Origin of the sequence: Azospirillum sp. TSO35-2 (genome assembly GCF_003116095.1) — a bacterium.
Taxonomy (GTDB): domain Bacteria; phylum Pseudomonadota; class Alphaproteobacteria; order Azospirillales; family Azospirillaceae; genus Azospirillum.
In genome coordinates this window covers 2,501,908-2,513,497 of record NZ_LGRA01000021.1, presented here as the reverse complement: position 1 = coordinate 2,513,497, position 11,590 = coordinate 2,501,908, and the positions used below count along the sequence as shown (strand labels likewise).

The 11,590-nt window shown below is 71.2% G+C and carries 9 protein-coding genes and 1 tRNA gene; 1 reads left to right on the top strand and 9 read right to left on the bottom strand.

Annotated elements, in window-relative coordinates:
• The first annotated feature begins 760 nt into the window (after positions 1-760).
• Complete coding sequence (locus TSO352_RS33665) at positions 761-2,020, top strand: hypothetical protein (protein WP_199231734.1); 1,260 nt, start codon at positions 761-763, stop codon at positions 2,018-2,020.
• Positions 2,021-2,035: 15 nt separating this feature from the next.
• On the opposite strand, the gene TSO352_RS27490 is transcribed toward TSO352_RS33665, so the two are convergent.
• The 9 genes from TSO352_RS27490 to TSO352_RS27450 all read right to left on the bottom strand — a co-directional run bounded on the left by TSO352_RS27490 (position 2,036) and on the right by TSO352_RS27450 (position 11,475).
• Positions 2,036-3,259 carry a hypothetical protein gene (locus TSO352_RS27490; protein ID WP_109110247.1) on the bottom strand — a complete coding sequence of 408 codons (1,224 nt, stop codon included), beginning with the start codon at positions 3,257-3,259 and terminating at the stop codon, positions 2,036-2,038.
• A 3-nt stretch (positions 3,260-3,262) separates the two neighbouring features.
• A complete protein-coding gene (locus TSO352_RS27485; RefSeq protein WP_109110246.1) occupies positions 3,263-4,828 on the bottom strand; it encodes a glycosyltransferase in 1,566 nt (521 codons plus the stop codon).
• Positions 4,829-5,110: 282 nt separating this feature from the next.
• Positions 5,111-5,186, bottom strand: a tRNA-Phe gene (locus TSO352_RS27480).
• A gap of 109 nt (positions 5,187-5,295) precedes the next feature.
• Positions 5,296-5,514, bottom strand: coding sequence for a DNA gyrase inhibitor YacG (gene yacG / locus TSO352_RS27475; RefSeq protein WP_109110245.1), 219 nt, complete (start codon positions 5,512-5,514; stop codon positions 5,296-5,298).
• 33 nt (positions 5,515-5,547) lie between these two features.
• Positions 5,548-6,774, bottom strand: coding sequence for a ribonuclease E/G (locus TSO352_RS27470; RefSeq protein ID WP_109110244.1), 1,227 nt, complete (start codon positions 6,772-6,774; stop codon positions 5,548-5,550).
• Positions 6,775-6,802: 28 nt separating this feature from the next.
• Positions 6,803-7,405, bottom strand: coding sequence for a Maf family protein (locus tag TSO352_RS27465; protein ID WP_109110243.1), 603 nt, complete (start codon positions 7,403-7,405; stop codon positions 6,803-6,805).
• A 25-nt stretch (positions 7,406-7,430) separates the two neighbouring features.
• The gene (gene infA / locus TSO352_RS27460) at positions 7,431-7,649 is read right to left on the bottom strand and encodes a translation initiation factor IF-1 (RefSeq protein ID WP_012977999.1); all 219 of its coding nucleotides are present in this window, start codon (positions 7,647-7,649) and stop codon (positions 7,431-7,433) included.
• A gap of 162 nt (positions 7,650-7,811) precedes the next feature.
• Positions 7,812-8,780 (bottom strand): lytic transglycosylase domain-containing protein, encoded by a 969-nt coding sequence (locus TSO352_RS27455; RefSeq protein ID WP_247872461.1) that lies wholly within the window; start codon positions 8,778-8,780, stop codon positions 7,812-7,814.
• A gap of 313 nt (positions 8,781-9,093) precedes the next feature.
• Positions 9,094-11,475 carry an ATP-binding protein gene (locus tag TSO352_RS27450; RefSeq protein WP_247872460.1) on the bottom strand — a complete coding sequence of 794 codons (2,382 nt, stop codon included), beginning with the start codon at positions 11,473-11,475 and terminating at the stop codon, positions 9,094-9,096.
• Positions 11,476-11,590 lie beyond the last annotated feature (115 nt).

Below are 11,590 nucleotides of genomic sequence, written 5' to 3'. Positions count from 1 at the left end.
CGGCGCCAAGTACGTCGTCGCCCCCGGCTTCAGCATCGGGCCGGAGTACAACCACTTCAAGCTCAGCTCCGACGTCGCCGCCAACAGCGACAAGGGCGACATGGTCCTGGTCCAGACCAACCTGGCCTTCTGACCTTCGCGCCGCCGCGGTGTCCATCCCACCGCGGCGGCGCGTCCCGGCGCGCTCTCCCTCGGGTGCGTCCGCCTCTGGCATTCTCCTGGCAGAGGCCAACTTCCAGCCGGACGGCGACACCGCCGTCCGGCCTTTTTTCGTGGCGAGCCCGCGGCGGCGAGCGTGACGGCGACCGGGGTCAGAAGCCGATGACGCCGGTCATCCACAGAAGAATGACGATAATGCCGGGAACTCCCAGGAGCCAAAGAAGGATAGGCATCGGTGTCCTCCATCTTACATCCGCATCGGAAAAGAGTGACGTTCACTCCCTTTCCCCAACAACGGAACAGGGCGGCCCTCTGTTCCGCCGGCCGCTCCGAATGATGCCCAAATCGTTCTCGGTCGCCTGTTGGACGGACGATCGGCGTTAACCCTGTTTTTACCGGAACATTTTTGGAAATCCTGCCCGACCCTGTTGCTGTCTGCTGATCCGGCGGTCGCCGTCTTGCCGCGGCGACCTGGACGGGTCGGTGTCGGCGCTCCGCCGCCAGGGCGTCGCCCCCGCGCGAACTCCGCCCCTGCGTGCCCGTTCGTGGTAAGAGTTCCGGTGACGCTGCCCAATGGCGAACAAGCTGGGAGACACGGCCGATGGCCCTGCGGAACTTGACGGCGGATGGCCGGAGCCGCCTTGCGGAGATTGCCCGCCGCCACGGTGTCAGCGATGACGCGGCGGCGGCCATGCTGATGGCGTTGACCCAGGGCGGCGGCACCATGGCCCAGTTCAGCCATCCGGAGTTCGGCGGCTCGGGCCAATGGATGCGGGGCGGCATGACCATGGTCAGCGACCTGTTCAACAACGCGCTGAAGGCCACGGTCGACAGCCTTTGCAACGACCTCTCGACCCTGCTGCTGAACCCGCCGCCGGGGACGTGGCAGGAGACGGCGTCGCCCGGCCCGTCGCCGCCCGGCTTCGGCGGCGCCGACTGGTGGCCGGCGGCGCTGGGTGTGCCGAACGCCAGCGGGGCGCAGAACGACCTGCGCTACGCCTATTTCGCCGACGCCGGCCGTCTGGCGATCGACATCGCCGGGACACGGACGCTCTACGACACCGCCGACCATCGGATTTCCGGGGTGTCGCAGCAGCAGGGCAACGGCTGGTCACTGACCTTCACCAGCCAGTACGGCACCGTCCCGGTGTCGTCGCTGCGGGTGGTCGACGGCGGCCCCCAACCGGGTGAGCCCCCCGCGGCGCCTCCGGCTCCTTTCACTCCGGCCCCCGTCCCGGCGCCGCACGCCCTGGTTCCGGACACCCTGGCGCCGGACTCCCTGGCCGGCACCGTCTGGTCGTTCGGACCGACCGGTGACGCCGGCATCACGATCACCCTGGCGCCGGACGGCGGCATCACCGGCAGCGGCGACGCGCGGGTGCGCTACTGGTCGGCGGAGGACGGCGGCCTGACCTTCTACGACAGCGACGGCCGGGTGTCGGTCCGCTTCGCCGACCCGGCCGCCGGCGATCCCGGTGCCGGGCTGTCCGGCCACGACCCGGCGCGTCCGGACCAGACCTACGCGCTGCGGCCGCCGGCGCCACAGTGGCAGCCCACCGGGCCGTCCGCGCCCCCGGCGTCCCCGGCACTGCCGCTCGATGTGACCGCCGGCGACTGGCTGCTGGAGGACCACGGCGGCAACCGGCTGTGCGTCCTGCGCCTGTCGGCGGACGGCCGGGTCGAGGGCGGGCGTGGCAGCGAGGCGGCGTGGCGGATCACCGACAGCAGCGTGGTCCTGCTGCACGGCAGCGGCCGTCCGACCGCCCGTTTCGACATTTTCCAGTTCCGCGCCGGCCGCTGGACGCTGATCGGGGCGCCGCTCAACGACGAGTCGGCCACGCTCTTCCTCAAGCAGCCCTGAGGAACGGGGCGGCCTTCAGGGCGCGTCTGAAAGCCCGGCCAGGACGCCGGGGAGGATGCCGGTCAGGGCCAGCGCGTCCTGGGCCCAGTCGAGATGCGCCGCGCGGAGCCGCGCCCGGCGGTCGGCGTCGCCGGCCAGCGCGGTCAGCGTGCGCACCGCATCCTCCTCGTCGGCAAAGGTCAGATCCTGTTCGTGGGGGCCGAACAGCCGGGCGGTGTCGGCGTGGCGCCAACTGACCAGCATGCCCTCGCGCTTCACGATCTCCAGCGTCCGCGGGAAGATCGCGGTGTCGTAGGCGAGGCTGCCGAAGTCCAGGCAGGCGGTGGCGGCGTGGTAGGCATTCCGCGGCCGGGGCGACACCGGATGGGCCTCGACGCCGCAGCGCTCCCAGCCGTTGCCCCAGACGGCGAAGGAGGCGCCGAACGCCCGTTTGAGGGCGACGGCGAAGCGCTGGCGGTTGCCGATGGCGAAGGCGACGGAAAACGCCGCGTTGAAGGCGAGCGTCCAGGCCGGGTCGGTCGACCGCTCCGTCAGGCCGCAGAGGTCCATGGCCTGGGTGCGGTGCAGCGCCGGCTGGTCGCGCATCGCCGCGGCCACTGCCTCGGCGCAGGGCGTGACGGCGGGATCGACGGCGGTGAGGGAATGGTCCGGCCAGCCCTGGCCCAGATAGAGGAAGCGGTCCCTGACCTCGCTGGCCGCCTCCCCGGCGTTCGCCTCGCCCTTCATGGCGCCGTAGGGGTAGCGGACCAGGCCGGGGGTGTCCGGCGACATCCAGCGCTTGTAAAGCTCGACCGACCCGTCGGCGGCCCGGCTGGCGCAGATCCAGCGATGGCCCCCCAGCGGCGCGTAGAACACCCGCGATAGGCCGAGCCGGATCGACTGCTCCGCCGTGCCGGGGCACATGCACCACATCCGGATGTTGTGCCGGGTCATCCAGCGGTCGGCCTCATGCACCGCCTCGGCGGTGGTGGCGCCGACCTCCTCCAGCGGGTGTTTCAGGCAGATGTGGATGACCGCCGGGCGGGTGCCGAAACCGGCGACATAAGCGAGCAGCATCTCCACGGTGTCGCGCGGGATCTCGAACAGGTTCAGGACGATCAGCGCGTCGATCGGCCGGTCGATCAGTTCCTGCGAGATGTCGGGCAGCGCCAGGACCGACTCGTGGCCGAGATCGACCAGGGCGGCGTGGATCGACCACAGGATCTCCGAGGTGCCCTGGCCGCAGAGGAGAAAACGCATGGCTCATCCCCTCTGGTGAAACAGGACGACGGCCTCGTCCATGCGGGCGGCGAGCTGCGCCGGGTCGGCGCCCTCCCGCTCCACCACGGCGAAGCGGACGCGCGCGTCCTCCCGGGACCGGGCGAGCAGGGCCGGGTCGTCGGCCAGCCCGGCGGCGCGCGCGACGAACGCGTCGGCGTCCGCCACCAGGAAGCCGGGCCCGGCGACGCTGGCAACGTCGCCGCCGGCGAAGGACAGCAGCGGGACACCGGCCGCCAGGGCATGCGCCGCGCTGGCCCCGCCGCCGGTGCGGCGCGGGTTGAGGTAGAGGTCGCTCAGGGACAGCAGCCCGTCCATGCCGTCCACATGGCCCAGGCAGCGCAACCGCAAGGCAAGGCGGGAGCGCCGCAGGCGGCCGGGCAGGGAGTCCACCGTCCCGGCGAACAGCACCACCGCGCCGGGGACCGCGTCCAGCAGCCGCTCCAGCAGGGCCAGGAAGTCGGCGTCGACCTCCGCATCCAGCCGGTTGCCGACGACGACGCACAGGAAGGCCGCGTCGGCCACCTCGAACTCCGCCCGCGTGGCGCTGCCGCCGTCGCGGCGCAGCGACAGCCCGAGCCGGAACGGCCGCCACGCCCGCGCCAGGCGTCCGCCGCCGGCCGGCGGCACAACGCTGCCGAAATCCAGCACGATGTCGGCCAGCGAGATGGTCTGGCCGGTGGTGGTCGGCATGCACAGCAGCGGCCGCACCGATTCCAGCAGGTCGGCGACGATGACCGAGCCACCGAAGGCGACCACGATGTCGGGATCGAACGCCTCCACCGCCGACAGGAAGCCGTTCAGCGCGTCGGCGGTGATGCCGGGGGCGGTCGAGGACAGCAGGCGGATCGACTGGTCCTCGAACCGGATGCTCTGCTCGCCGGTCAGCCGCTCTTCGACGGCGGCGGCGAAGGGCGGCACGAAGGGGCTGTAATAGCGCTCCGGCATCATGTTGGTGTTCAGCACCAGCACCGGCCGCCCATAGTCGCGTTGCACATGGGCCGCCTGCCGCAGCAGATCGCGCGACGGCTGGTGCTCCAGCGACAGCAACTGGTTGGTGATCATCACCACATGCCCGGTGTCCGGCGCCCCCACGGCGCGCGGCGCCGGGTGCAGGCGCAGGCGGCGGGCGACCTCCCGCACAAGCCGTTCATAGAAGGGCAGCAGCCGGTCCGGCACGAAGTCCGGCACCGTCGCCATGTCCATCCGCATCAGGAACAGCTGGCGTTGCATGGACCAGTAGATCTGGTTGATGCCCTCCAGCGGCGCCAGATCCAGCACATTGTCCAGCATGTCGATGATGCGCAGGTAGCGGCGCAGGTCGCCGGACACGCAGGCGAGCGCCGATTCCCGGAGGATCGGGTCCAGCCCGGCGGTCGCCGCGTCCAGCGCGTCCATCGCGGTCGTGTCGCGCCCCAGTCCGGCGGTCCGGCCATCCTCGCAGCTCTGCGCGATCGCCTTCAGCGCCTCCCCGGTGCCGGCCGGCCCGCGCAGCCGGGTGACGATCTCGCTCAGGGCGGCCTCGGTCGGGGTGGCGCTGGCGTCTTGCATGGTGAACGGTCCCAAACGGCGGGTGACGGGTTGGGCGTCCGTTCGGCCGGGCCTGCTCCGACGGCCAGAGAACCCGGCTCTACCCATAGGAGTGGACGGGCAGGGCGTCAACGCCGGAAAACGGACGGTCGCAGGGGGAGCGGACCGGGGCGGTGAGGTTTGAGAACGGCCGTTGCCGCGGATCGGCCAAGTCGAGCGGGAGAGTCGTGGAGAGGTGTCTGAATTCTGTCGAACCGCGAACTGCGACGGTTCCAGAAAAGCACCAAAACCCTTGAAGGGGAATGGTGCCCAGGGACGGAATTGAACCGCCGACACGGGGATTTTCAGTCCCCTGCTCTACCAACTGAGCTACCTGGGCATCGGCGCTGCGGGGTGGCTGTGGGCCGGTGCAGCGCGTCGTGGGGCGCTTTTTAGGGAAGTTCCCCGGGGCTGTCCAGAGAAAAATTCGCAAAAAATTCAGGCCGCCGTCACCCCTCGTCGCGGCCGTCGGATTGGCCGTCGGATTGGTCTCCGGCAGCCGGCGTTTCCGGCCCTTCGATGCGGTAGACGCCGCCCAGCCAGCGCGACAAATCGACGTCGGCGCAGCGCTTGGAGCAGAAGGGACGGGTGGCCGGCTCGGTCGGGCGGCCGCAGATCGGGCACTGGGATTCGACGCGCGGCGCGGCGTCCGGGGATTGGCGGGACAAGGGGAAAGCCTCCGTGCAGGAAACAAAAGGGCGCTAGGGCCGCAGCAGCGACGCCAGCGGCGTGCCGCGGCGGGCGCGGGTCAGTTCGACCAGCCCGAGCTTCGACATGCCATACACCTGGGTTTGCACCGGGTCGCTGTCCACTGCCTGCGTCAAGGCGGCCAGCACGCGCTCGGCGTCGCCGCGGCCCCGCATGTTGACGAAATCGACCACCACGATGCCGCCGACGTTGCGCAGGCGAAGCTGGCGGGCGATCTCCGCCGCTGCGTCGAGGTTGACGTCCAGCGGGTTGCCGCGCTCGCCGGCGTTGACGTCGACCACGGTCAGCGCCTCCGTCCGCTCGATCACCAGCGAACCGCCCAGCGGCAGCGGCACCCGCGGGTCGAGCAGGCCGTCGATGGCGCTGTCGAGGTCGCGCAGGTCGAACAGCCGCGGCGGCGGCTGGTGGGCGGTCAGGCCGGGCAGCAGGTCCGGCGCGTGGTGGCCGCACCAGGCGCGCAGGTCGCGCAGCAGGGACGGGTCGTCGACCAGGATGGCGTCGGGGACCGCGGCGCCCTGTTCGATCAGCGCGCGGGTCGGGGCGTCGGGGCCGGCGTGCAGCGGGCGGGGGGTGGAGCTTTCGCGGGCGTCGTCGCGGATGCCGCGCCACAGCAGGTGCAGCGCCTCCGCCTCGGCGGCCAGCAGGGTGTCGGAGGCCGACGCGGCGCCGGCGCGGACGATCCAGCCGGCGCCGCTGACCAGCGCTTCGATGCGGCGGGCCAGCGCCGCGCGCTCCGGTCCGACGCCCAGCCGCTTCGACACCGCGATGCCGCGGCTGAGCGGCGCGTGCACCAGGAAACGGCCGGGCAGGGTGATGTCCATCGTCAGGGACGGGCCCTTGGCCCCCGCGGCGTCGGCCTTGACCTGCACCACCACCGGCTGGCCGGTGCGCAGCAGGGCGCCGATGCGCGGCGTCTTGTCGGCGGGCGTTTTGTTGGCCGGCGTCTTGTTGGCGGAACGGCCGGGAGGCGACTCGTCGGGGTCGAGGGCGTTGCGGCGCACGTCGGCGGCGGGCAGCAGGCCGGACAGGCCGCCGCCCAGATCGACGAAGGCGCCGTTCAGGCCGGTGGCGATCCGCTCGACCCGGCCGAGGATGATGTGGCCGAGGCGGGACGGTCGGTCGGCATGGTCGATGTGAAGGTCAGTCAGCCGCCCGTCGGCCAGCACGGCGGCCCGCGTCAGCGGCCCGTCGCGGTCGACCAGCAGCTCGATCCGGCTCATCGGCGTGGTCGGGTGAGGAACGGAGGCGTCATCGGATCGGGAAACCGGCGCCGTGCAGCATGCCCGCCACCTCGTGCAGGGCGAGCCCGACGACGTTGCTGTAGGAGCCGCCGATCCAGCGCACCAGCGCGGCGGCCCGGCCCTGGATGGCGTAGCCGCCGGCCTTGCCCTGCCACTCGCCGGAGTCGATGTAGGCGTTGGTCTCCGCCGCGTCGAGCACCTTGAAGGTGACGTCGGTGCGCACCATCCGTTCGAAACGGCGGTGGCCGTCGCCGGTCGGAACCAGCAGCACGATGCCGCCCAGCACCCGGTGGCGGCGGCCGGAGAGCAGGGTCAGGCAGCGCCGCGCCTCCTCCTCCCGCTCCGCCTTGGGCAGGATGCGGCGGCCGCAGGCGACGACGGTGTCGGCGGCGAGAATCCACGAATCGGGATGGCGCGCGGCGACGCACGACGCCTTCTCCCCGGCCAGCCGCAGGGCGTGCTGGGGTGGAGGTTCGTCGCGCAACGGCGTTTCGTCGAGATCGGCGGGGTCGACCGCGTCGGGCACGATGCCGATCTGGCGCAGAAGGTCGAGCCGGCGGGGGGAGGCCGAAGCCAGCACCAGCCGGGGCGCCTTGGACGGGATCGTCACGGGGAACCGCGATGCCGCAGGATGACTACTTGAACCGGAAGGTGATTCGGCCCTTGGTCAGGTCGTACGGCGTCATCTCCACGTTGACGCGGTCGCCCGCCAGAACACGAATCCGGTTCTTGCGCATCTTGCCCGAGGTGTGCGCGAGCACCTCGTGATCGTTGTCGAGCTTCACCCGGAACATCGCGTTCGGAAGCAATTCGACGACGGTCCCGGAGAACTCGATCAGATCTTCCTTTGCCATAGGCCCTTATGTCCGTCCCTAGAAGTTTCGCGGCAATAACTGACCTTCCCAGGCGGCCGGGTCAAGGGGGATTCCCACCACCGATGCGTTCGGCCGCAGCCGGCCGACGCGGGGCTGCCCCGCGTGGAGCGCGAAAAAGAGTGCTCCACCCCGTCGGCCGGGTCAGACCGTCTGGTAGGGGTTGAGCGGCGATGCACCGCCGTCGTCCAGTGTTCGCGGGGGTTCCATCGCTTTTCCGATGGCCGCGAACATCTCGCGCTGGTCGATTTCCATGCGCCGCGCCAGCCTCGCCACCGTCTCCACCGCGGTCAGGGCGCGACCGGTCGTGCGATCGTGAAAAAGATTGTGGTTGGCCTGGGCGGCGGCCGGAAGCAGGTCGGCGGCGACGGCTTGCGGGCTCGATTCGGCGGCGCGAATCAGCTTTGCGGCGCCGCCGGACCCCAGCACATAGGCCATGCGGCTTTCGGATTCGCTGGCCGAGCGGCCCAGCCGCTTTTCCAGCGCCGTCCGCCCCTCAGCCAGATAGCGGGCGGCCATGCCGGCCGACAGGTCGACGTCGTGCCGCAGCTCCAGGATCCGGCGGCGGGCCTCCGGGTCCTTGACCGTGGACACGCCGTTGCGGCTTTGGATGTGCGAGGCCAGATCGCCCTGGCCATAGGCGGCGCCGTGGCGGCGGAAAAGGTCGAGCCACGTCGATTCGAGGAACTGGAAGGGGCCGGCGGCCGAGCTGTTGCTGTTCTTCGCCGCGCTGTTCAGCCCGCTTTCCTGGGTGGCCTGGGCGAGGATCGCGGTGAAGCTGTGGCCGGACAGCCCGGCGACCTGCTGGGAGGCGACCACGACGCGGGCGGCGGTCTGGTCGCCGGATTCCGCGCTCGCGATGGCGTCGGCGACCCTGGAGGAGGAGGCGCGGGCGGAGGTGGGCGGCACCGCCGGCTTCAGCGTTGGCAGCGGCGCCCGGACGGCGTCGGCGGCGGCAGCGACGCCGGAGTCGGCGTTGGCGGCGACCAGGACCGGCGGCTCCGGCTTGACCGCGGGAAGCGGCACCTGGGTGCCGTCGGCCAGCAGCACGGGCGCTGTGGGCTTTGTGGTGGGCAGGGGCACCTGGGTGCCGTCGGCCAGCCGGATCGGCACCACGGGCTTCGCCGTGGGCTGTGGCGGGGCCTTCTGACCGTTGGCGAGGCGTCCGTTGGATGCCGCCCCGTTGGACGCAGGTCGGGACTCCGGTCGCGTCTGGGTCAGGGCGTCGCGGAACGACGGCTCGCCGACCGCGCCGTCGGAGAGGGCCGGGGACGGTTCAGGCTTCCGTTCGGGAACGGGAGCGAAGGGAGGCTGCGCAACCTTCATGGCACACGCTTCATGACACGACAGGGTCCGACGTTCCGTCCGGCCGCCGCCTCACGGGCGTGAGCGTGGCCGGGCGTACCGACACTATAGCATCGACTCGTCAGCTGTGTGCGATCAACTGCGGCCGCTGGTCGATGTCGTCTGTCGGATGGGCGGCCGGGGGGCTGCCGCCGTCCGTCCCGCTGCCGTCGCTGGGACCGGGGTCGGGGCCGGGGCCGGGCTCCGCCGGTTTGGCCCAGCGGTTGATGGCGGCCAGCAGTTTGGCCTTTTCCAGCGGCTTGGCCAGATGGGCGTTCATGCCGGACTGCAGGCAGCGTTCGACCTCCACCGCCAGCACGCCGGCCGACAGGGCGACGATCGGGATGCGGGCGGCCGGGCCGGGCAGGGCGCGGATGCGCCGGGTCGCCTCCAGGCCGTCCATCACCGGCATCTGCACGTCCATCAGCACGATGTCGTAGGCGGTCTCCTGCACCGCGGCCACCGCGGCGGCGCCATCGACCACCGCGTCGACCTGATGGCCGGCCTTGGTCAGCATCGTCACCGCGAGGTCGCGGTTCATCGCCAGATCCTCGGCCAGCAGGATGCGCACGCCGGGGCTGCCCGGTTCGATGTGCGACACGGTGCCGATCTCCGGCTGGACCGCGGCGCTGCCCGCCGACCCCAGGGGCAGCGAGAACCAGAAGGTGCTGCCGACGCCGACCTGGCTTTCCATGCCGATCCGGCCGCCCATCAGCTCGACCAGCCGGCGGCAGATCGCCAGCCCCAACCCGGTGCCGCCGCGCCCGCGTTCCAACTGGGTGAAGCGCTGGAACAGGTCGCGCTGCCGTTCCGGGGCGACGCCGATGCCAGTGTCGGTCACGGTGAAGGTGCAGAGGCGGCCGCCGCCCTGCTTGCCCTGGCCGTCGTCGATCGCCTTCACCATCAGCCGGACCGAGCCGCGGTCGGTGAACTTCACGGCGTTGCCCAGCAGGTTCAGCAGGATCTGCCGCAGCCGGTCGGGATCGCCCATGACGAAACCGCGGGCGGTGGCCGAGATGGTGGTCTGGATCTCCAGCCCCTTCTGCTCGGCGGCCAAGCGGACGATGGCGACGCAGCGGTCGGCCAGATCGTCCAGCCGGAAGGGCACGCTGACCAGATCCAGCCGCCCCGCCTCCAGCTTCGACAGGTCGAGCACGTCGTTGATGACGGTCAGCAGCGATCGCCCGGCGTCGCGCACCTGCGAGGCGTAGCGGCGCTGCTCGGCGGTCAGCGGGGTTTCCAGAAGCATTTCCGCGAATCCGATCACGCCGTTCATCGGCGTGCGGATCTCGTGGCTCATGGTGGCGAGGAACTCCTCCTTGGCGCGGCTGCCGGCCCGCGCCTCCTCCATGGCGGAGCGCAGCTCCTGCTCGCGCTGCTTCAGGCGGCGCGACATGTTGTTGAAGGCGTGCGAGACGACGCGGAACTCGCGGGGCGCGCGGTCGGCCTCGATCATGGTGCCGCCGCCGCCGTCGCCGATCCGGGTCGCCGCGCTGCCCAGTTCCCACACCCAGCGCAGGACCGAGGCGCGCAGCAGCACCCACAGCGCGGTGACGCTGATCAGCGCCGCGATGCCCAGCAGACCCAGGCTCTGCCACAGGTCGCGCCGCGCCTCGGCGGCGATCGGGGCGGTCGGCATGCCGACGGCGAAGACGGTGTCGGTCTCGTCGGAATGACGGAAGGACCAGATTCGGGAGCGGCCGTCGAGGCTCTGGCTGCCGAAGGTGCCGTCGCGTTCCTTCAGCATGCGCTGGACGTGCGGCATGTGGTTGACGTTGCGGTTCAGCCAGCCTTCGGGATCGGGCTGGCGGGCGACGATCACGCCGTGGCGGTCCAGCACCATCACCCGGGCGTCGGGCTGTTTCAGCACCTTCACCAGGTCGGTCAGCCAGGTGAGGTCGACCGCCACGCCCATGACGCGGACGATCCGGCCGTCCTCGACGATCGGGCTGGCGACGATGATCAGCGGCTTCAGCGACCGTTTGCCGATGATGAAATCGCTGACGACCCAGCTCTTGGTGTCGAGCACCCGCTGGAAATACTCGCGCTCGCGCAGCGAGATGCCGGCGCCGGGGCCGGTGGTGTCGCAGATGATGTTGCCGTCGGCGTCGGTCAGCCAGACGCCGGTGGTCCAGCGGTGCTGGCGCGGCATCGGCGACAGGGTGGCGACGCAGGAGTCGGTGTCGGCCGTGGTGGCGTTGCGAATCGCCGGCACCAGCGACAGCACGCCCAGCAGGTTGCGCGCCTCGCCGATCAGGTCGCGCTGCCGCTCGACCCCGTCGGCGGCGAGGTGGAGCGCCAGTTCACGGGCGGCGTCGATCCGGTTGTCGAGCTGCTGGTCGGCCAGATAGAGCGCGCCCGCCAGCGGCAGCGCCAGCGACGCCAGGACCACGCCCATCAGACGCGCGCGCAGGCTGCGTGGGCTGAGGAAGCGGAGAAGGCGGGGCAGCAGGCCGGCGGACATGGATCGCTGAGTCTCCGCGGGAACGTGTGATGATGCGCCCGCAGTCTAAAACGACATCCGACGCGATACGATGATGCAGCTCAATAGCACCGGCACGGCTGCCAAGGGAACAGGG